The 22,022-nt window shown below is 69.7% G+C and carries 10 protein-coding genes; 5 read left to right on the forward strand and 5 right to left on the reverse strand.

Annotated elements, in window-relative coordinates:
• Positions 1–1,299 precede the first annotated feature (1,299 nt).
• Complete coding sequence (locus ACZ5IK_RS16150) at positions 1,300–4,197, reverse strand: helix-turn-helix transcriptional regulator (RefSeq protein WP_465488373.1); 2,898 nt, start codon at positions 4,195–4,197, stop codon at positions 1,300–1,302.
• A gap of 920 nt (positions 4,198–5,117) precedes the next feature.
• On the opposite strand from ACZ5IK_RS16150, the gene ACZ5IK_RS16155 reads away from it, so the two are divergent.
• The 4 genes from ACZ5IK_RS16155 (at position 5,118) to ACZ5IK_RS16170 (ending at position 8,505) form a co-directional block, all read left to right on the forward strand.
• On the forward strand, positions 5,118–5,912 hold the full coding sequence (locus ACZ5IK_RS16155; RefSeq protein ID WP_465488374.1) for a thioesterase II family protein: 795 nt from the start codon (positions 5,118–5,120) through the stop codon (positions 5,910–5,912).
• A gap of 41 nt (positions 5,913–5,953) precedes the next feature.
• Complete coding sequence (locus ACZ5IK_RS16160; protein ID WP_101607299.1) at positions 5,954–6,163, forward strand: DUF5988 family protein; 210 nt, start codon at positions 5,954–5,956, stop codon at positions 6,161–6,163.
• A 228-nt stretch (positions 6,164–6,391) separates the two neighbouring features.
• The gene (locus ACZ5IK_RS16165) at positions 6,392–7,627 is read left to right on the forward strand and encodes a cytochrome P450 family protein (protein WP_465488375.1); all 1,236 of its coding nucleotides are present in this window, start codon (positions 6,392–6,394) and stop codon (positions 7,625–7,627) included.
• 113 nt (positions 7,628–7,740) lie between these two features.
• On the forward strand, positions 7,741–8,505 hold the full coding sequence (locus tag ACZ5IK_RS16170) for a thioesterase II family protein (protein ID WP_465488376.1): 765 nt from the start codon (positions 7,741–7,743) through the stop codon (positions 8,503–8,505).
• 70 nt (positions 8,506–8,575) lie between these two features.
• Here ACZ5IK_RS16170 and ACZ5IK_RS16175 read toward each other — a convergent pair whose 3' ends face one another.
• Both ACZ5IK_RS16175 and ACZ5IK_RS16180 read right to left on the reverse strand, forming a co-directional pair.
• A complete protein-coding gene (locus ACZ5IK_RS16175) occupies positions 8,576–11,014 on the reverse strand; it encodes a beta-glucosidase (protein ID WP_465488509.1) in 2,439 nt (812 codons plus the stop codon).
• A 156-nt stretch (positions 11,015–11,170) separates the two neighbouring features.
• The gene (locus tag ACZ5IK_RS16180; protein WP_465488377.1) at positions 11,171–11,461 is read right to left on the reverse strand and encodes a helix-turn-helix domain-containing protein; all 291 of its coding nucleotides are present in this window, start codon (positions 11,459–11,461) and stop codon (positions 11,171–11,173) included.
• A 1,458-nt stretch (positions 11,462–12,919) separates the two neighbouring features.
• Here ACZ5IK_RS16180 and ACZ5IK_RS16185 point away from each other — a divergent pair.
• A complete protein-coding gene (locus tag ACZ5IK_RS16185; RefSeq protein ID WP_465488378.1) occupies positions 12,920–13,354 on the forward strand; it encodes a hypothetical protein in 435 nt (144 codons plus the stop codon).
• 121 nt (positions 13,355–13,475) lie between these two features.
• Here the strand turns inward: ACZ5IK_RS16185 and ACZ5IK_RS16190 are convergent, their stop codons facing one another.
• A complete protein-coding gene (locus ACZ5IK_RS16190) occupies positions 13,476–15,812 on the reverse strand; it encodes an amino acid adenylation domain-containing protein (RefSeq protein ID WP_465488379.1) in 2,337 nt (778 codons plus the stop codon).
• A gap of 1 nt (position 15,813) precedes the next feature.
• The gene (locus ACZ5IK_RS16195; RefSeq protein WP_465488380.1) at positions 15,814–22,017 is read right to left on the reverse strand and encodes an SDR family NAD(P)-dependent oxidoreductase; all 6,204 of its coding nucleotides are present in this window, start codon (positions 22,015–22,017) and stop codon (positions 15,814–15,816) included.
• Positions 22,018–22,022 lie beyond the last annotated feature (5 nt).

Below are 22,022 nucleotides of genomic sequence, written 5' to 3' on the forward strand. Positions count from 1 at the left end.
CCCTTCGACCGACGCGGATTGCGGGCTGGTGGCGTCCGACGGCGAAAACTGCCCGGAGCGGCTCGCTGTTCCCATTGCCAAACACTCACTTTCCGTCCTGCCGGAACGAATTCCGTTTCGGCGATACCCGCGCGGACTCGTGCCGGAAAACGGTCCGCGCCGACGGCGTCCCGTCAATCGGGATTTCGTCGAGTTCCGTTTTCCTGACTCGGAAATGGTCCAGCGAAACTAGCGATCGCCCGCGACGCCGGACAACCCCCTATGCCGCGATCGTGCCCTGCTCCCGCGCTTAGGGGGTAGCCCGGAATTCAGGATGCCGACGGGACGATTCGTCTTGGGGACGGTATTTATGCCGGGGTTTTCCCAATGCCACGTAGCTTGAGTTGATCCTGGAATGCGCCCTTCGGTGACTGTCGCTCTGATCGATCAAGCTGAATGAGTCGCCAGCACCGAACCAGGGCACGACCGTCTACAGAGGACGCTTCCGGGATCGAAGCGCCTGATTTGGGCGCTTTGCGTAGTCGTACGAGAGGGTTGTGATGGATGAGCGGGGAGGATTCGGGACGTTCAGCGTCTCAAATCTTCCCCGCTCGGCTGCCGTCCGCGGGGTCGCGGGGATGGGACGGTCTTGATCGACAGAGGATCGGGGACGTTGAATGCCCCCGATCCTCTGTCGATCAAGCACCGAGACCCGAACACCCCCCTCGACGATGAAGGAATCGGGACACTCAACGTCCCAATTCCTTCATCGTCAACTTCGGCACCCGCTGAGCCACCACCCCGTACTGGTCAGGTGGCCGCGTGAACCGAGCGTGGAGGATTCAGGACGGTGAACGTCCCAAATCCTCCACACACGAACCCTGTCGCGGTGAGATCCCGGTGTCATCAAGCTCCCAGAACGGAGCGGGCTCCTCGACTCCCGCACCCCACCTTCACCCTGGTCACGCGCAGGAAGGCAAATACCGGTCCGTTCTAACGCTCTTTACCACTCACGACCCCTTGATGGAATTGCCCCATTCAGTCGCAAATCGGGTATCCGGTCAGCGACAAATGTCCACAGTGGACGCCTAGCACTGGTCGGCTCCCATCAGTCAGGGCAACCAAGCATATGACCTGCGACAATCATCACCAGCGATGATCAAGATCTGCCCAAGATCAACTTAAGCTACGTGGCATTGGGGGGTTTTCCCGTCGCCGGGGCGGCGACCCGGGCAACGGCCCCGTCCGCGATCTGGCGGAACTCGCCGACGAAGCGGTGCCAGAGTGGCCATCGACCCCGAAATCCACTCGGCGGTCCGTTCAGGGCGTGTCCGATTGCGGCCCCCGCCCGGACACCCTCGACTTCCCCGCCGTCCGCATCCCGCCGGCCTGTGCCGCCTCCAGTTGGAGGTCCACCGGCAAGTCCGTCCGCTTGCTCACCTTCAGCTTCCGGAACACTCTGGTCAGATGCTGCTCCACCGTGCTCGGCGTGACGTGCAGCTTTGTCGAAATCTCCTGGTTGGTGTACCCGAACGAAGCCAGCGTCGCCACCCGGTACTCCGACGACGTCAGGTTCCGCAGGATCTGGTCATTCTGCTCAGCCGCGGCCGCAGCACCGGAGGAATCGGAGGCATCAGCCGCCGGAGCCACCGCGGCCGCTTGGGCCGGCGCTGTCCATTCGGCACCCGACTCCGGCCTGGGCTCCTCGCTCCCCCGCGGCGGCGTCATCTCCAGCCGGCACGCCTGGCCTAACCGCCGCGCGCGCAGCAGCACCATCCGCGCCTTGGCGAACTGCTTCATCGCCTGGTGCGTCCGGCTCAGGTCGAACAGCGCCTGCGCCAGCTCCAGCCGATCACCGCTGGCGTTCAGGACCTCGACGGTTTCCTTCAGCATGGCCAGCCGCGAGTTCACGTCCTCGGTCGCGGCGAGCATCCGCAGCGCGGCGCCGCGCACCCGCGGCGTACGGAACCGGGGATGCGCCAGCTGCCGGTTCGCCAGTTCCCGTGCCCGGTCGGCGTCGCCGAGCCGCAGGTGCGCCTTCGCGCTGTCGGTCCGCCACGGCGCGAGCGTGGGAGCTTCGAACCCCCACGCCGTCATCAGCTCCCGGCACCGCTCGAAATCGGCGAGCGCGGCCTCGACGCGGCCGGTCGCCAGGCAGTACCGGCCGCGGGCCCGCAGGTACGGCAGGCAGTAGCCGGAGCGGTACATCTCCTCCGGCACCGGCTGCCGCAGGTGTTCGCGGACCGCCTCGTGGTCGCCGATCACCGTGGCGACGCGGATCAGCACCGCCAACGGCATCCCGATCGCGACGCCCCACCGTTCGGCTCCGACGGCCTCGATCGCGTCGCGCGCGTAGCCGGACGCCTTCGACAGTTCCCCGTACCGCAGCGCGATGTCCGCGCGGCAGGCCGAAAACACCGCCTGCCACCACGCCACTCCTCTGGCCTTCGCCTCTTCGAGCAGCGCGTCGCACCAGTTCGTCGCGTTCTCCAGGCGGTCGGCGTAGATCAGCGTGTGCAACGCCGACGACATCGCGCCGACCGTCAGGTCGTCGAGCGGCGTCGCCTCGAGGAGGCTTTCCGCCGTCGAGACCGCGCCGTGCTCGTCCGTGCCGCCCAGCACCGTGATCAGCGCTTCCGACGCGGACGCCGCCCACCGCGCCGACTCCGCTTCCTCGCGAGCCGCCGCGCCGGTCGCTTCCGCCCAGCGCGGCGCCAGCGCGGGATGCGCGTGCCGCAGCCAATGGCCGACGTCGGCCACCGTGCTGTTCAGCGACCGGCGGCGGGCGTACTCGCGGCCGAGCCGGTCGAGGACGGGCTCAGCGTCCGGCTGTCGGCCCGCCCACAGCAGGCGCTGCACCAGGAAGACTTTCTGTTCCGGCTCGAGGTCGCCGGCGCGCTCGTGCTCGCACAGGCGGGTCAGGTGCCGGTCGGCGACGGAACCGCCGCGCAGCTCGGCGCGGAGCAGCAGGACGCGCAGAGCGGCGGCGTGCGGTCCGTCCGGCTGCCCGGTCAGCGCGTGCTCCAGGTATTCGGCGGCCCGTCCGGCGTCGTCCGCGCGCAGCGCTTCCTTGGCCGCGCTGTGCAGCTGCTCCACCGCCCACGCGTCCGGTTCGCCGCCCGCCGCGAGGAGATGGTGGGCGACCCGGCCCGCGCCCGCCTTGTCCGCGTGCAGCGCCCGCGCCGCCGTCACGTGCAGCTTCGCCAGGTCCTCTGGCTCCATGCAGTCGATCACAGCCTCGCGGAAGGACCGGTCGCGGAAATCGTTACCGTTCAGAAAACCGCCCGTGCGCAAGGCCCGCAACGCGCGCGCGACGTCCGCGGGCCTGCGGTGCACGAGCCCGCCGAGCCGTTCCACCGTGCTGTCCGGGCCGAGCACCGACACCACGCGGGCGAGCGCCAGGACGTCGGATCCGCTGCGCCGCAAGCACGTCAGCACCGCGTGCCGGAACGCGTCGCCGACCACCGGGCGCGCGTCCTGGCCGGGTTCCGGCCAGTCGAGCTGGTCTTCGATCAGCGCACGCACCAGAAGAGGGTTTCCGCGTGTGATCTTGTAGCACCCCGCGGCCAGCCGCTCCACCGCGTCTGGATCGAGATGCCGGGCCAGCAGCTTCGCCACCCCCGCCGCCGAGAGCGGCGCGAGGCCCAGCCGCCGGAAGTGCAACTGGCGGACCAGCTCGATGCGGTAGGACGGGTGCGCCGACCGGCCGTGCGCCAACTCCGCCAGCACCAGCATGATCCGGGCCGAGCGCGTGCGCTCGGCGAGGCGGAGCAGGCAGTCCATCGAAGACGCGTCCACGTGCTGCGCGTCGTCGACGGTGATCAGCAGGGGCGTTCTCTCCGCCAGTTCCAACATCAGTTCGAGCACGATGTTCGCGACGTCGAACGAAGAAGGCGGAACACCGTTCGAGGACCGCGCGATCAACCGCGTCAGCTCGAGGGTTTTCGCCCGCGGCACCGGCAAATCCCGAACGAGCCGCTGCAGGCTGCCGTACGCGCGGGTCTCCCGGTCACGGTCTCCCGTCATCGTCAGCACGACCGCGCCCTCACTCGCCCGTTGTTCGGCGAACGTACGGAGCAGTTCGGTCTTCCCACTGGCAACTGCGCCATTGACCAGAGCTATTCTCCCGTTCCCGGAATCCGTTTCGGAAAACAGCTCCTCCAGGAACTTCATTTCGTTTCCGCGCTCGATCAACACTGTCGTCCTGCCCCCAAGCATTCGACAGCGGAACGCCGGGCAGCACGCGAGCGCGCCGCAGAACCGCCGATATCACCCCAGGTGACTCGCCTCGCTCCCGAGAAGCCGCGCAGCCCCCGGGCGCACCGTTGCCCACCCCAGTTCGTTCCGCACTTTTTTCACCGTCTTGCCAGGCCGCCCCGCCCGAGGACGGCCCTGTCGACCGACGCGCGGTCCCAAGGGGCCAACTCCTCGCTCCCGCCGAACCCCGACCCGACCAAAGACGTCACAACTGGCAAACCACGAAGTCAGCCGCTGAACACCGGCCCCGCGACCCGACCGGCCACCGCGCTGCGGCTCCCGCTCGCTCGCGGTGCCCTGGCCATCGCCGCAGCTACCGGCCGAGCCCTCGGCAGCCCCGGCCACCGCCGGTCCCGCGCCGGCGAAGGATCCGTCCGGCCTGCCTCCATGATTCCCCCTAGATGCGTGCCCGTCTTTTCTTCACCTATCCGGAAACCATTGCAGCAGATACCCTATTCGGACATAAGCGACAATATTGGGTCTCTGTACGTTTATTCCCGTCATCGCTGATCTTAGCGAGCACCCACAGCGCTCGCAATCCCGCCGCGTCGGCGAGTGCGCCGTCGCGACCGCCGCACACCGCCGGTGACTTGCCCCGAATACCGACATCCCAGACAACGGGACCGAACGCCGTTTCGTCGCGCATTTCACCTCGCCCCGGCTAGAATTCCTGTCCGCGTGCGCCCGCGTTCCTCCTCCGTTCACCGGGCCGCCTGCGCTCGGTGAACGGAGCCGCCAATGAGGTGAAACAAGCGCGGGCTTTTCCGCCGGATCCGCTGGGGGCGGCGCGGACTTAATAGGGGTTGATGCCGTCGCGGATCCTCCGGCACCCTCGAACCTGCGGTTTCTCGCATTCGCCGAGAGCGCGGACAACGAAAGGGATGCCCGTGTCCGGACAAGACAGCGGACAAGACAGCAGCCGGTGGATCCGGCGGTACCATCCCTGGGACGGGGCGCCGTTCCGGATCGTCTGCTTTCCGCACGCGGGCGGGTCCGCGAGCTATTTCTTCCCGATGGCGAAGGCGTTGTCCTCGGCGGCCGACGTGCTGGCGGTCCAGTACCCGGGACGCCAGGACCGGCGGTCGGAACGGTGCCTGGAGAGCATCGCGGAACTGGCCGACGAGGCGGCCGAGGCCTTGCGGCCCTGGCTGGACCGGCCGACGGTGCTGTTCGGCCACAGCATGGGGGCCACCCTTGGTTTCGAGGTCGCCCGACGGCTGGAAGCCAACGGAGCCACCGAATTACGGGCGCTGTTCGCCTCCGGCCGCGTCGCGCCGTCGCGGGCGCGGGACGAGCGGGTGCACCAGGAACCGGACGACAACCGGTTCCTCGAAGCGGTCAAATCCCTCGGCGGGACCAATGCGCAGGTCTTCGGCGACGACGACTTGCTGCGGATGGTCCTTCCCGTGCTGCGCGCCGACTACCGGGCCGCCGAAACCTACCGCTGTCCGCCCGGGACGGTGCTGGAGATCCCCATCCACGTCCTGCTCGGCGAGGACGACCCCAAGGTGTCCGTCGAAGAGGCCGAGAGCTGGCGCGACCACACCACCGCGTCCTGCACGCTGACCACCTATCCCGGCGGGCATTTCTATCTCGCCGCGCAGGCCCCGAAAGTCGTCCGGACGATCGTCGACGTGCTGACGCCGACCGGAGCCACCGCCGCCCGGACCCTGTGACGACTTGTACTGACGATTGTCGAGCGAATGGGAGAATGACCATGGCACGAATCAGGATCAACCTCGTCGGTTCCCCGTCCCGGCTCAGCCCGTTGGGCGACGGGCATTACGTGGACGACCTCACTGAGAACGTCAAGATCTGCGTCGACGGCGGATACGAGCACTTCTCGCACCGCGGGGAGTTCGAGCAGGTCGACGAGGCCCGCGTCGCGGTCTACCACTGGACGGGACGCACCAAGATCGCCGAGTGAGGAAACTGAGCGGCAGTGCGGGGAAACGACTTCCGCCCCGCACTGCCCGTTCCGCTCTCGTGCGCTGCCGAGTTCAGGGGCGGTCGGCGCGCGTTCGGCCGCACCGGATACGGGGCAGGGCAACGGACATAGGGGGTTGTCCGGTGATCACGAAGCGATACGCTCCGGCAAAGCCCGAGCGCCCGCCGAATGGCGCGAAAATCACGCTTACCCGCGAGGCGGACTGAGATGAACGCGCAATTCGACACCGACGGCGACGCTGTCCTGCTCACCCCGCGCTTCGCGGAGGACCCGTATGCGCTGTACGCGCTGCTGCGCACGCAGCGTCCGGTCACCAAGGTGCAGGTGCCCGGCGGGCCGCCCGCCTGGCTGGTCACCCGGTACGAGGACGTGCGCGCCGGGCTCGCCGACCGGCGGCTGTCCAAGGACATCACGGCCGCGCTGGACGATCTGCGCGCGGCGGGGGCCGGGGTCGCGGCGGTGACGCTTGACGACTTCGACGCGCACGACCACATGCTCAACTCGGATCCGCCCAAGCACACCCGGCTGCGGAAGCTGGTCACCAAGGCGTTCACCACCCGCGCCGTCGCCGGGCTGCGCCCGCGGATCCAAGAGCTGGCAGAGGAACTGGTCGACGCGCTGGCCAAGCGCCTCGCCGACGGCGAACGGTCGGTCGACCTCATCGACGCGCTCGCGTTCCCGCTGCCGATGAAGGTGATCTGCGAGATCCTCGGCGTGCCGGAAGACCGCCGGACCGCCTTCCGGAAGTGGTCGCACGCGGTGCTGTCGCCCGCTTCGCCCGCGGAGTTCGTGACCGCGTCGGCGGAGATGACGGAGTACCTTTCCTTGCTGGTAGCGGAGAAACGGGAACGCCCCGGCGAAGACATCCTCTCCGCGATCGTCGCGGCGGACGAGCACGGCGACCGGCTGTCGGACTCCGAAGCGACCGGGATGGCCTCGCTGCTGCTCGTGGCCGGGCACGAGACGACGATGAACTTGATCGGCAACGGTGTGCTCGCCCTGCTGAAGGACCGCGCCCAGTGGGACCGGCTGCGGCGGGAACCCGCGCTGCTGACCGGCGCGGTCGAAGAGTTCCTGCGCATCGACAGTCCGGTGAACACCGCGACCGTGCGGTTCGCGACCGAGCCGGTGACCATCGGCGCGACCACCGTCCTGCCCGGCTCGACCGTGCTGCTGGCGATCGGGTCGGCGAACCGGGACCCCGAGGTGTTCGAGCGGCCCGACGAGATCGATCTGCAGCGCCCGCGGGGGAAGAGCCTCGCGTTCGGGCACGGCATCCACTACTGCCTCGGTGCCGCGCTGGCCCGGATGGAGGGCGAGATCGCCTTCCGGGTGCTCGCCGACCGGATGCCCACGCTCGCCCTCGCCGTCGAGCCCGGCTCGCTGAACTGGCAGTCCAGCCTGCTCATCCGCGGTCTCACCGAACTGCCCGTCCGCGCCTGAGCGCCGGTTCTGGGGTTCGGCGTGGACAGTAGGGGTGTCCACACGGGCCGGGTTCGAGAACAGTGAGGGGTGACTACGGCCGCTTGCTGTGACCCCTGAAGGACGGATTTCGCGTGCCCAAAAGCATCAGTGATACAGAACCGTGGATCCGCCGGTTCCAGCCCGCCGAAGACGCGGCGACCCGGCTCGTCTGTTTTCCGCACGCCGGGGGTTCGGCCAGCTACTTCTTCCCGGTCGCCCGGACGCTCGCGCCGAAGCTGGACGTGCTGGCCGTGCAGTACCCCGGCCGCCAGGATCGGCGCGCCGAGCCGGGCATCGACAACGTGCCCGGCCTGGTGTCGGCGTGCGTGGAGAATCTCTTGCCCTGGCTGGACAAACCGGTCGTCCTTTTCGGACACAGCCTCGGCGCCACGGTGGCCTTCGAGGTGGCCAGGGTGCTCACCGGACAGGGCCGTCCCCCGCTGGCGCTGGTCGTCACCGGGCGGCGGGCCCCGTCCCGGCACTTCCCTGAGGAGAACTACCTCAGCAGCGACGACCGGCTGATCGAGATCGTGCGCGAGCTGTCCGGCGACGAGGACCCGGTCTCGGGCAACGAGGAGATCCTCCGCATGTCGCTGCCCTCGATCCGCAACGACTTCAAGGCGGCCGAGACCTACCGCTACGAGCCGGGAGAGCCGCTGCCCTGCCCGATCCACGCGATGAGCGGAACCGCGGACCCGAAGGCCCCGGTGGAGGACGTGCGGGCTTGGGGCGAGCACACTTCCGGGCACTTCGAGATGAAGACTTTCCCCGGCGGGCACTTCTTCCTGAACGTACACGGTGCGGCGGTGAACGAGGAGATCTCTCGGGTCGCCAGTTCTGCGCTGCGGTCTGCGTAGGGGTTTCCCGACCGCGGAACCGAAACCAGGGCCGGGTGAACGGGAACTCCCGCTCACCCGGCCCCTCCAGTCACCTGATCCGCACCGAATGACTCAACGGCGTCACCGCGGCCGACGGACCCACCAGAACGCTCCGGTCCCCCGTCCCGACCCGCCAGCTCTTCGTCGACGTGTCCCAGTAAGTCAGCTCGGCCCCGTCGATATGCATCTTCACCCGAGTAGACGCCCCCGCGGCCAGCTTGACCCGCTGATATCCCGCCAGCGCCTTGGTCGCCTGCGGCGCCTTGACCTCCGGGCTGGCGCCCAGATACACCTGCGGCACTTCCTCCCCCGCCGCCGAACCCGTGTTGCACAAGGTGAATTCGACGTCGAGCCCGCCGTTGCGCCAGGCCGCCGACAGGTCCTGGTAGCCGAACTTGGTGTAGGTCAGCCCGTAGCCGAACGGGAACAGCGGCCGCACGCCGTTCTTGTCGTACCACCGGTAGCCGGCCTGGATGCCCTCGGAGTACTGCACCGTGCCGTCCTTGCCCGGGTACGCCTCTGGCTTGCCGCCGACCGGAGTCTGGTCTACCGACATCGGGAAGGTCTGGGTCAGCCGGCCGCTGGGCGCGACATCGCCGTACAGCAGCCGCGTGGTCGCCTCGGCGCCTTGCTCGCCGGGGTACCACATGTCCAGCACCGCCTTGGTCTTGCCGAGCCACGGCATCGCGACCGACGAACCGGTGTTCAGCACCACCACGGTGTTCGGGTTGGCGTCGGCGACCGCGGAGATCAGCTCGCCCTGGTAATCGGGCAGCGACAGCGACTCGCGGTCGATGCCCTCGCTCTCGTCGTCGTAGGCGAACACGACGGCGGTCTTGGCCTTCTTCGCCGCGGCGACGGCTTCGCCGAACTTCTGGTGGGCCTGGGTCGGTGTGAGCCACTTCAGCTTGGTGGTGATGTCGCCGTTGGCGAAACCGTCCAGCTGCCCCAGCGTGACCGGGACCTTGCCCGCCTCCAGGTGCACCCGCAGCGTCGCCGGGGTGCCGGGGATGAACGCCTTCGCCCGTCCGTTGACGGTCAGCAGCGCGACGCCGGGACCGGTCACGTCGGCGGTGAACCGGTAGTCGCCGGTCTCGGGCACGTCCAAGGTCCCCTGGTGCACCTGCTTCGGCGCCACGGTGATCGCGCCGTCGGCGGCCGCGGGGAACTGGGGCGAGACCTGGGCTGCGGGGAGAGCCGCGTAGTCCTCGCTGATGCCTTGCGAGTAGGACACCTGCGCGCCCTTGCCCGCCCGTGCCGTGATCGTGTCCAGCGGGGACGACGCGTGCGCCGGGGTCACCAGAGAGCTGCCCTTGCCGCCGACCTTCGGCACCTTCGCGGTGGGGCCGATCAACGCCAGGTTCTGGCCCGTCGCACCGGAAAGCGGCAACGTGCCGCCCTCGTTGCGCAGCAGCACCGCGCCCTGTTCGGCGACCTGCCGAGCCACCTTCGCCCCGGCGGCCGGGTCCTGGACCGGCCGGGCCGGCGGCGGGGAGTCGAGCAGCCCGAAGCGGCCCATCTGGGTCACGATCCGGGTCACCGCGGTGTCCAAAGCGGACATCGGGATCGTGCCGCTGTCCAGTGCCGACTTCAGCGCCCGGCCGAGGAACTTGCTGTCCGGCATCTCCTGGTCGAGTCCCTTGACGAGGGAATCGGTGGACTGCGTGGCGTACCAGTCCGACATCACCCAACCCTGAAAGCCCAGCTGCTGGCGCAGGATGTCGGTCAGCAGCGACGAACTCCCGCAGGCCTGTTCGCCGTTGACCTTGTTGTAGGAGCACAGCACCGAGGCCGCGCCCGCGTCGACGGCCGCCTTGAACGGTTTCAGCTCGATCTCGTGCAGGGCCTGGTCGTCGATCCTGGCGTCGACGCTGTAGCGGTCCTGCTCCTGGTTGTTGCCGGCGAAGTGCTTGACCGAGGCCATCGCGCCGCGCGACTGGATCCCGGAGACCTCCGCCGCCGCGATGTGCGATGTGACCAGTGGGTCCTCGCTGAAGGTCTCGAAATTGCGCCCGCCGAGCGGCACCCGGATCGCGTTCATCATCGGGCCGAGCACCACGTCGGCGCCGAGCGCGCGGGCGTCGGCGCCCAGCACCGAACCGTACTGTTTGGCCAGTCCGTCGTTGAACGAGGACGCCAGCGCCACCGGAACGGGCAGCGCGGTGGCGGGTTTGCCGATCCGGACGCCCGCCGGCCCGTCGGTGATCCGCAGCGGCGGGATCTGCAGCCGCGGCACGCCGGGCATGAACCCGGCCTCCCCGACCGAATTCGGGTCCGCCGTCCCGGAGACGAACGACAGCTTCTCGTCCACGGTCATCTCCGCCACCAGCGCCCGCACGCGCTCCGGGCCGAAGGAAGACCGGGGCCCACCGGGGGATCCGCTTTCGGTCACCGCGTAGGCGGCCGCGCCGGGCAGCAGCACGGCGGCGCAGGCCACCGTCACCACCCGCTTGGCGCGGCCGTGCAAAAACCTGCCTAATGCATTCATCAACGACCCCAGAATTCTTGGGCGAACCCCCGCTCCGGCTCAGAACCCCCACGGCCGAACTGGACATTCGCACTTCCCGGCAATACCGTCACATTTCGGGCGTTCGCCGGCCCGCCCGCGATGTCCGGGCGGATATTACACACTGTCGCGGCCGGATCAGCTCGCATCGCCGACACAATCGGCCATCCGGAGCCGTCCTGGGAGCTCCGCCCCGCTGCGCACCTGGAGTTTCCGGTGGATGCGGGTGAGGTGCTGTTCAACTGTGCTGACGGTGGTGAACAGTTTCGCGCTGATCTCCCGGTTGGCAGGCCGAGCAGGAGTTGTTCCACCACACCGAAACCGACGCGCTGCTCCGTCCGTGCCGCCGAGGCGCGGAGCACCACGACGACCCACCGGTGGATCTCCCTCGACTTCCCCAGCTCCCAGACCCGGCTCCCCCTTGTCCACAGCGAATCCGCTTCATCGGACCAGCCGCCTCTTGTCTTTCCTCGTCGGTTCGCCAGTGTCGCGGAATGTCCTGAGTGGAGGGTGTGAGCGCGAGACAAGGGCATGGCGCGCCGGGGGAACAGGCGCCGATCGCCCGGATTCCCCGCGGCCGTCCGGCCCCGGTTCTCGCGGTCCCGAGAGACCCGGCGCCGCACTCGGCTCCGGATCGTCTCGCCTCTTTTCTCGCCTGCCTGCTCCCCAGCGGTTATCGAGGAGGAGGGCAACAGCGTCGCGGATCTGGCCGTCCGACGAGAGCCGGCCGCATCCCGACAGTCCACAGAGGACACTTGCGAGCGAGCAAATGTCTGATTGATGCCTATTTGAACGCTTTGCAAGCAGGGTCGTGAGTGGCAATGCGCGTTCTAACCCTCTTTATCACTCACGACCCCCCTCAAACCGCACATCTAGCCATCAACCAGACATTCAGCCGCCAGAGCGTTCCCCCATGGACACTCGAGGACCGATTTGGCGCCCGCTGACCGGTCCAGAACCGCACCCGCGAGGGCGTCCTTCATCGCAGAGGCTCGGTCACGGCACATTCGACTTACTCCTCAATACCTCCCCCGCGGCGGTGCTTCCCGCGCGGGAGAGGACATACGGGAACGCCCACCCGGGCGGGATCGTGTTTCCCCAGACCGCCCGGCTCGACCGTGCCCGCAGACGACGCCGACGACTCATGATTGCGGGTCCGCGAACTCCCCCGACGGTCTGCCGCGCCGTCGCGGAAAATCGGAACTTTGCCGCTTTTTCCGGCAAAGCTTGTTTTGTCTAGCTACTTCATGGCTGAACGTGCTTGATAATGTCCCCCATTATCGAGTGGTCGATAGGTCCCAGTCCTGTTCAACTGCCAGTTGAACATATCAACGGCCCGGCAGGCCCGTCAACGACTGACAGGGTAGGGCGCGCCGACAGTAGTTTTTCCCCGCTTCGTCTCCCGCCGCTCACTCCCCTGATGGCCCAATCTGGCCGATGACCTGGCAGTTTTCTTGATCGAAGCGTGATCGACTCCGTGCGCGGCGCGAGCGGCTCCCAGGGCCGTCCAGAACCCGGCGGGGGCCGGACCGGGGCCGAGCGGCCGGACCGCCGCGCGGGCTTCCCGGGGAATTAGGCCGCCGTTCACCGGTCCTTTCCCGGGTCGGCGAGCGCATTCGCCGGCCGGTCCCGGCCGGGCTTTAATGCTTTTCCACCGGATGGCCGCCGCGTCGTTGACATCGGCCGACGGGTGCTGCTATTCACTTCTGCAGCAAGGCTTCCCAGGCTCGACGGCGTACGCGCCGGTGAGCCGGAGCCGCCGGGAAACGAAGTGTGGCTGTCCCTACTCGGCCGGACGTCCAGACCCATACCGGACAGCCCGGCCGGTCAGTAACTTCGAATGCATCGCAAGACCTCGAACGCACCACCAGACTTAAGGAACCGGACATGGCCAACTTCACGATCGACACCGCGGCGCTCAACGACCCCCGCACCAAGCAGGCGTTCGACACGATCAAGAAGTGCGTCGGCTTCTTCGGCATCGTCAGCGCCATCGTGCTCGCCACCTGCGTGGTGGTCGCCTTCATGCACCAGGAGGTCACGACGTTCATGTGGGTGCGGGGCGCGATCCTGCTCCTGGTCGCCCCGCTGATGCTGAGCTGGGTCAACAAGGCCGCCAACGGCGCGGGGGGTCCGTACGACCGGCTCGCCACCGTCTCCGTCATCCTGCCGATCGCGATCATCGCGGTGGACCTGATCCCGGGCATCTGCCCGGCCTGGTACGCCGTCATGCAGGGCATCGGCGCGCTGCCGCTGATCGGGGTCGCGGTGCTGACCCGCAACAGCCAGGTCCGCGCGGCGTTCCGCAAGCAAAAGAAGTGAAGTAACGCTCCGGCCGAGCGCCCTCGTCGATCGTCGAACAGCCCCCTCGGGTTTCCCGAGGGGGCTGTTCGCTGTCTGTCATCGGATTGACGGGGATGGCGGTCGACGGTGCGGGCCGCGGTCACCGACTCAGTGCGGTCCCGATGAACGGAACCCGCTCCGCGAGAGCCCGCGGCGTGCGGCATTCGAAGAACTCCGTGAGACCGACCGACACACCGCTCACCTTGTGCAGCTCCTGCATCGCCACCGCCGCCAGCATCGAATTCCCGCCGTGGGCGAAGAAATCAGTGTCCTCGTCCACGTCGTCACGACGCAGCACAGTGCGCCAGACCTCGATCAACCCGTCGGTGATCTGCACCGAACCCGAACCCGACCCCGGTGCCGAAGCCGGGCCGGCGGTGCGAGGCCGTTCCGCCAGCGAGCGGTCCAGCGCCGGATAGTCGACCTTCCCATTGGCGTTGATCGGGATCGACTCGAAGACCAGAAGCTCGCCGACGGTCATCGAGGCGGGGAGGCGTTTGCGCAGGTGCTCGCGGACGCTGTCCAGGTCGACACCACTCCCGGACGGCTCCAGGCAGCCGACGAGTACGGCATCGGCCGTCGGGTCGCCGACGACCAGGACCGCGGCGGCGGCGACTTCGGGGTGGGCCAGCAGGGTCGTTTCGATCTCGCCGAGTTCGATCCGGTTGCCGCGCAGTTTGACCTGGCGGTCGCCGCGACCGAAGAGGTCCAGGGTGCCGTCGGCGCGCCAGCCTGCCAGGTCTCCGGTGCGGTAGAAGCGGCCGTGCACCGGGTGCACGCCGAAGCGGGCCGCGTTCAGTTCTGGGCGGTCGTGGTAGCCGATGGCCACTCCGGCCCCCGAAATGCACAGTTCGCCGCGGACTCCGACCGGCAGTTCCCGGTCGTGCCGGTCCACGACGTGCACCTGGGTGTTGGCGATCGGGCCGCCGACGTCGAGCCGCGGTCCGGGGTCGTCGGCGATGACGCGGGAGGTCGACCAGATCGCGGTTTCGGTCGGGCCGTACGCGTGGTGCAGCACGCAGCCGGCGGTCAGCAGGCGACGGGCCAGCGATACCGGAACCGGTTCGCCGCCGGTGATGACGCTGCGGCCGCGCAAGCAATCCGCCATGCGGTCGAGGACCAGCCGCCAAGTGGTCGGGGTGGCCTGCACGAACCGCGCGTCGTACCGTTCGACCAGTTCGCGCAGCACCCGGCCGTCGCTGCGGGCCGGGTCCGGCGCGGCGGCGAGGCGGCATCCGGAGACCAGGGACACGAACAGTTCCACGCCGGACATGTCGAAGGCGAAGGTGGTCGTCCACAGCATCGTGTCCGCCGGGCCGGCGTCCAGTTGCCGGGCGAAGTGGCTCGCGACGTTGGCCAGCGCGCCGTGCGTGATGAGTGTCCCTTTAGGACGTCCGGTGGAGCCGGAGGTGTAGATCAGGTACGCGCAGGAGGCCGGATCCGGTGCCGGGGGCGCGCTGTGGTCCGCCGGGAGCGCGTCCTCGGCGGGAGAGGCGGACAGCACGGCGAGGTCGGAGGTGGCGAACTGGCCCATGTTTCCAGCCGCTATCAGGATTTTCGCGCCCGAGTCGGCGAGCTGGTAACGGATTCGGTCCTCGGGGTGTGCCGCGTCCAGGGGCACGTAGGCCGCGCCGACGAGCCAGGTGCCGAGGACCGCGGTGACGAGTTCGGGGCCGCGCGGGAGCGAGATGGCCACCCTGTCCCCCGGGCCGATCCCGGCTTCCCGGAGCACGGCGCATTGGGCGACGGCCGCGTGCCACAGCTGGCCGTAGTCGACGAAGCGATCCCCTTCGCCGACGGCGCTGGTCTCAGGTGCGCGCACGGCGCGGGTGTGGACGGCTTCGAGCACCGAGGCCGGTTCGACGGGTCGCGCGGTGTCGTTGGCCGCTGAGATGATTTCGTGGTCCTTCGCACTCCACCACGGCAGGTCGCCGACGCGGCGCTCGGGGTCCTCGGCCACGGCGGAAAGCACTGTCTCGTACCGGGCCAGCAGCAGGCGGACCTGCTCTTCGGGCAGGAGTTCGGGCTGGTACCGGGCCGAAACCAGGTCGCCATCGACAGCGATCTCGAGTTCGACGCCGTCGTCGGCACCGAGGTCCCGGGAGAACGCGTACCGCGCGTGCCTGGACGACTCCGCAGGATTTTCCCCCTGCTGGAAAAGAAGTTCTCGAACGGTCCACAGTGGATCGACGAGCAGTCGCCGGTGCACGTTCCCGACGAACAGGTCCCGTCCGGCGCCATGCGTTTCGAGCAGCACGGCGAAGGCGCCGAGCAGCACCTCGAACTCCGGGAGGCCAAGGGATTCGGCCTGTGCGCGGACTGCGCGGACCGTGTCCGCGGACAGCCGGTGCCCGATTCGCGCGGCCGCGGCCGGTTCGCCGGAAGCCGGTGCCACGCAAGCCAGTTCTTCGCCCTGCCAGGCACGCGTCGTGTCCATGTCAGATACCCAGTTCCTTGTCGATGAGATCGAAGATCTCGTCGTCGGTCGCCTCGGTGATGTCGTCGTCGGAATCGTCGACGGACCCGGGATCCGGTGCGCTGCCCCGGAATTCCTCCACCAGCAGCTCCAGCCGGTCCGCCAGGCGGGCCCTGCCCTCGCCCCGCGCGCCGATCCCGGCCAGCAGCGACCGCAGCCGGTCCAGTTCGGCCAGCACCGGACGGTGGTCTGCTTCCCGGTCGGCGAGCTGCCCATGCAGGTAGCGGGCGAGATCCGCCGGGGTCGGATGGTCGAAGACCACCGCGGCGGGCAGCCGGAGGCCGAGCGCGCCGCTGAGCCGGTTGCGGAATTCCAGCGCGGTCAGCGAATCGAAGCCGAGCTGGCGGAAGTACCGGGCCGCCTCGACCGATTCCGGGCCGGATTTCCCGAGCACCAGCGCCGCCTGCGCGAGCACCGCGTTCAGGATCGCGCCTTCGAGCTGTTCGGGCGGCAGCGCGGCGAGTTCCCTGGCCAGTGCGCTGGTCCGGCCGGGGTCGGCGGCTCCGGCGGTCCGCCGTCCTGGCCGGACCAGCCCGGTCATCAGCGCGGGGACCGGGCTGCCGGAGCGGCGCAGCGCGCCCAGGTCCAGCTGGGCGGTGACCAGCAGCGGGTCCGTCCGCCCGGTGGCGACGTCCAGCAGCGAGAGCCCGTCGGCCACGGCGAGCGGGCGCAGGCCGTGGCGGGTCATCCGCTGCCGTCCGGCTTCGGTGAGTTCCCCGGCCATGCCGTTCTCCCAGGGGCCCCAGGCCAGCGAGGCGGCGGGCAGTCCTTGCTGGCGGCGGTGCGCGGCGAGCGCGTCGAGGAAGGTGTTGCCCGCCGCGTAGTTGGCCTGTCCGGGACTGCCCCAGACCCCGGCCACCGAGGAGAACAGGGTGAAGGTGTCGAGGTCGAGATGCCTGGTCAGCTCGTGGAGGTTCCAGGCGGCGTCGGCCTTGGGGCGCATGACCTGGTGGATCTGCTCCGGGGTGAGCGAACCGACGACGCCGTCGTCGAGCACGCCCGCGGCGTGGACCACGCCGGTCAGCGGCTCGGTCTCGGGCAATCCGGCGAGCACTTCGGCCAGCTGGTCGCGGTCGGCGACGTCGCAGGCGATCACCCGCACTCTCGCCCCGGACCGGGCCAGTTCGCCCGCCAGTTCGGGCATGCCCGCCGCGCCCATGCCCCGCCGCGAGGCGAGCAGCAGGTTCTTGGCCCCGCCCGGCCGCGCCAGGTGCCGGGCGACCAGTCCGCCGAGCGCGCCGGACGCCCCGGTCACCAGCACGGTCCCCGCCCGACCGGACGGCGCGGGCACGGTCAGCACGATCTTCTCGGGCCCGCCGCGGTTCACCCGGGCGAACGCCGCCGCCGCGTGTCGGATGTCCCAGCACTCCACCGGCAGCGGGCGCAGCACGCCTTCGGCGAGCGGGGTCGACAGCGACGCCAGCAGCGGGCCGAACGCTTCGGGAGTCGGAAGTTGGTCGACACGCACGGTTTCCCGTCCGGGAGCCGAAGCGGCGTTCTCGGTGCGGTGCTCCTCGTCGAGCCCCGCTTCGGACAGCACGCGCCACGCGGACCGTTCCGCGACCGCGACGACGTCCGCGCCCTGATGCCGCGCCAGCCGCACCGCGGCCAGCCCGGCCGCCGACGCGGCGTCGCGGATGAGCACTCGTTGTCCTGGTCGGATGTCGGCCACCGCGTGCCACGCGGCGAGCAACGCCAGCGGAGCGGCGGCCGCCTGCGGGTGCGACCAGCCCGCCGGGGTCGGCAGCAGCAACCGGGCACCGGTCACCGCGGTGGGGCCGAACGCGCCGTCGAACACGCCCAGGACCGCGTCCCCGACGGCGAACCGGGTCACGCCGGGGCCGGTTTCCAGCACCACTCCGGCGCCTTCTCGGCCCAGGGGCGCGGAACCGCCGTCCAGCACGGTGCGCACGTCTTCGACGTTCACCCCGGCGGCGCGGATGCCCACCCGGACCTCGCCGTCCGCGAGCGGGACGCGGTCTTTCTCGCGCAGTTCCAGGTCTTCCAGCGAGGGCGCGGTGAAGCCGAGCTGCCAGTCCGGTCCGGCGGGCACGGCGAGGCCGTCCGCTTCGGCCCGGTGCAGGCGCGGCACCAGCACTTCCGCGCCGCGGATCGCGAATTCGGGCTCGCGCAGCACGGTCGCGGCCAGCACCAGTGCGCCGGTGCCGTCGACTCGGTCCACGTCGGCCAGCGCGATCCGCTCCGGGTGTTCGCCCGCGGCGCCGCGAATCAGGCCGACGACCCCGGCCCCGTCCAGACGGACGCCGACGCCGGGCGTCGCGGCCACGGCTCGTTCGGTCACCACCACCAGCTGCGAACTCTCCATCGCGTCCGCCGCGAGCCAATCGCGTACCACGTCCAGCACGTGCAGCACGGCCTCGCGGGCCTGCCCGGCGATGCCTGCCGCCAGGTCCTCGCCGCGAGGGCAGCAGACGACGACCACCTCGGGCACCGCGGCCCCGGCCTCGACCGCGGCGATCAGCCCCGCGACGTCCGCGTAGCCCATGGCACCCGGCACGGCCAGTCCGCCGTCGGCGCCGAGGACGGCCGACGAAAGGACGGGAGCCGCGTCGGGCAGCTCTACCGGCGCCCATTCGATCCGGAACAGCCCGTCGTGGGTGCGGTCCAGCGAAGCGGCGGTCAACGGGGTCAGCACCACCGACTGCGCGGAGGCGACGAGCTGTCCGGCCGGGTCGGCCAAGGTCACCTCGACGCCCTCGGCGGCCGGGGCCAGACGGACCCGCGTCGCGATCGCGCCGGAGGCGTGCACGTCCACACCGCTCCACATCGTGGGCAGCGACGGCGCACCGCCGGTGGACTCGGCCAGCTGGGTCAGATGCAGGGCGGCGTCGAGCAACGCGGGGTGGACGCCGTATCCGGCGACGTCGGTACCCTCGGGCAGGGCTACGTCCGCGAAGACCTCGTCGCCGCGCCGCCACGCCGCGCGGACGCAGCGCACGGCGGGCCCGTGGATGGCTCCCGAGGCGGCCAATTCTTCGTACAGCGCAGTGACATCGATGGTTTCCGCGCCGGCCGGTGGCCACTGCGAACTCCACGAGGCCAGTCCGGCGTCGTGGCCGCCAGGGGCGAGCGTGCCGGACGCGTGCCGCACCCACGGGGCGTCGCCGATCCGGGTGTACACCGCCACCGGCCGCCGCTCCTCGGCGTCCGCTTCGCCGACGGTGACCTGCATCGACAGGCTGTCTCGGCTCGGCAGCACCACCGGCGTCTCGACGAGAAGTTCTTCGAGCTGACCGCATCCGGCCTCGTCCCCGGCGCGGATCGCCAGGTCCGCCAGCGCCGCGGCGGGCAGGATCGTCCGGCCTGCCAGTGTCGAGTCCGCGAGCCAGGACGGGGTTCCCGGCGCGAGGCGACCGGTGAGCATGACCCCGCCGGTGGCGGGCAGTTCCGCAACAGCGCCCAGGAGCGGATGTTCGGGGCTGCGCAGGCCGAAGTCGTCGGCACGGCCGCCCGCGACCGCGTTCAGCCAGTACCGCCGGTGCTGGAAAGCGTAGGTGGGCAGGTCGACCCGACGGGCACGCGTGCCGTCGAAAACGTTGTGCCAGGTGAAGTCCAGGCCGCGCACGTACACTTTGGACACCGCCGTCAGCAGTGCACGGACCTCATCACGTCCGCGCCGCGCCACCGGAATCCACGCCTCGTCCACCTCGTCGGGGCGGCTCAACGGCCCCATCCCCGACAAGACGCCGTCCGGGCCGACCTCGACAAACGTCCGCACCCCCAGTTCTCGCAGGGTTCCCGCCACGTCCGAGAAGCGCACCGCCTCGCGTACATGCCGCACCCAGTAGCCCGGGTCCGTCACCTCGTCGGCCACGACGCGCCCGGTCAGCCCCGACACCAGCGGCAGCTCCGGACTGCGGCACTCCACCCCGGCGACCACCTCGGCGAACCGCGCGAGCATCGGCTCCATCAACGGCGAATGGAACGCATGCGACACCGACAACCGCTTCGTCCGGCACCCCTCCAGTTCCGCCACGGCCGCGAGAACTTCTTCCTCGACGCCGGAAATAACGACTGCTGTCGGGCCGTTCACCGCAGCCACCCCCACGCCCGGACGGTCCGCGATCACCTCCGACACCTGCTCCGCGGTCGCCTCCACCGCCACCATCGCCCCGCCGGTCGGCAACTCCTGCATCAACCGGCCGCGAGCCGCGACCACCGCACACGCGTCGGGCAGCGACCACACTCCGGCAACATGGGCAGCCGCCAGTTCTCCGATGGAATGGCCCGCCACCGCACTCGGCCGCACACCCCACGACTCCAGCAGCCGGAACCACGCGACCTCGACCGCGAACAACCCCGACTGCGCCCACACCGTGTCGTTGATATCCCCGCACTCGCCCCGGATCACCGCCGTCAGCGAACCGTCCAGATGCTTCTCCAACCCGGCACACACCGCGTCAAAGGCTTCCGCGAACACCGGGAACACCGAGTGCAGGCCCAACCCCATGCTCAAGCGCTGCGCACCCTGCCCGGTGAAAACAAACCCGACCTTCCCCAGCGAACCCGCCGCACCCGACACCACGCCGGCGGATTCACGACCCTCGGCCAACGCCGCCAGCCCTTGGCCGTGGTCGCCCAACACGACCGCACGGTGCTCCAACGCCGCCTTGGCCGCCAACGACCACCCCACGTCCAGCGGCTCATCAACCAGCCCGGCCAACCGCCCGGCCTGCGCAGCCAGACCCTCCGCCGAACGCGCCGACACCACCCACGGCACCACCGGCAACACGACATCAGCCTCGACCGGAGCCTCCGCGACCGCCGGAGCCTGCTCCACGATCACATGCGCATTAGTCCCGGAGAACCCGAACGACGACACCCCCGCCCGACGCGGCCGGTCACCGACCTCCGGCCACGACACCGCCTCTGTCGCCAACCGCACCGCACCCGAATCCCACTCCACCCGCGTGGACGGCTCCTCGGCGTGCAACGTCGCGGGCACCACGCCCCGACGGATCGCCGACACCATCTTGATCACCCCGGCCACCCCGGCAGCCGCCTGCGCATGGCCGATGTTCGATTTCACCGACCCCAGCAGCAACGGCCGGTCCGCGGGCCGGTCCTGTCCGTACGTGGCCAGCAGGGCCTCCGCCTCGATCGGGTCGCCCAGCCGGGTCCCGGTGCCGTGCCCGTCGACGACGTCCACGCCGTCCGGCCCCACTCCCGCACGCGCCAACGCCGCACGGATCACCCGCTGCTGCGACGGACCGTTCGGCGCCGTCAACCCGTTCGACGCACCGTCCTGATTCACCGCCGAACCCGCCACCACCGCCAACACCCGATGCCCGTTGCGCCGAGCATCCGAAAGCCGCTCCAGCACCAAAACCCCAGAACCCTCACCCCAACCGACACCATCGGCACCGTCCCCATAGGACTTGCACCGACCATCCGGCGACAGACCCCGCTGCCGCGAAAAGTCGATGAACGTGGCCGGGGTGGACATCACCGTCACCCCACCCGCCAGCGCCAGCGAGCACTCCCCCGCGTTCAAAGACTGCACAGCCAAATGCAGCGCGACCAGCGAAGACGAACACGCGGTATCCACCGTCACCGCCGGACCTTCCAAGCCCAGCGCGTAGGAGATCCGGCCGGAGGCGATCGAGCCCATGTTGCCGGTGGCGAGGTAGCCCTCGGACTGCTCGCGCGCCTGGTTCCAGATCAGGTAGTCGTGGTAGAACAGCCCGGCAAATACCCCGGTGTCGCCGCCGCGCAACGAGTTCGGGTCGATCCCGGCGTCCTCCAACGCCTCCCACGAAGTCTCCAGATACACCCGCTGCTGCGGATCCATCGCGAGAGCTTCGCGGGGGCTGATGCCGAAGAACTCCGCGTCGAATCCGCTTGCCCCGTAGAGGAAGCCGCCCTCCGCGCAGATGCTCTTGCCGAGCGCGTCCGGGTCGGGGTCGAGCAGGTCGGCGGGCCAGCCCCGGTCGGCGGGCAGCGGGCCGATCGCGTCGGTGCGCGCTTCGAGCAGTTCCCACAGCTGGTCCGGGGACGAGACCCCGCCGGGGAACCGGCATGCCATGCCGACGATCGCGACAGGTTCCTGCTTGCGCTCCTCGGCTTCGCGGAGGCGCTCGCGGGTCTGGTGCAGTTCGGTGGTGACCCGCTTCAGATAGTCGCGGAGCTTGTCCTCGTTCGACATCCGGG

This window comes from Amycolatopsis sp. NPDC031561, from assembly GCF_055580625.1.

Excerpts from the sequence above, each read along its gene's own strand:
- ACZ5IK_RS16150 (WP_465488373.1), bottom strand. The coding sequence starts at position 4,197 with ATGCTTGGGGGCAGGACGACAGTGTTGATCGAGCGCGGAAACGAAATG.
- ACZ5IK_RS16155 (WP_465488374.1), top strand. The coding sequence starts at position 5,118 with ATGCCCGTGTCCGGACAAGACAGCGGACAAGACAGCAGCCGGTGGATC.
- ACZ5IK_RS16160 (WP_101607299.1), top strand. The coding sequence starts at position 5,954 with ATGGCACGAATCAGGATCAACCTCGTCGGTTCCCCGTCCCGGCTCAGC.
- ACZ5IK_RS16165 (WP_465488375.1), top strand. The coding sequence starts at position 6,392 with ATGAACGCGCAATTCGACACCGACGGCGACGCTGTCCTGCTCACCCCG.
- ACZ5IK_RS16175 (WP_465488509.1), bottom strand. The coding sequence starts at position 11,014 with ATGAATGCATTAGGCAGGTTTTTGCACGGCCGCGCCAAGCGGGTGGTG.
- ACZ5IK_RS16185 (WP_465488378.1), top strand. The coding sequence starts at position 12,920 with ATGGCCAACTTCACGATCGACACCGCGGCGCTCAACGACCCCCGCACC.
- ACZ5IK_RS16190 (WP_465488379.1), bottom strand. The coding sequence starts at position 15,812 with ATGGACACGACGCGTGCCTGGCAGGGCGAAGAACTGGCTTGCGTGGCA.
- ACZ5IK_RS16195 (WP_465488380.1), bottom strand. The coding sequence starts at position 22,017 with ATGTCGAACGAGGACAAGCTCCGCGACTATCTGAAGCGGGTCACCACC.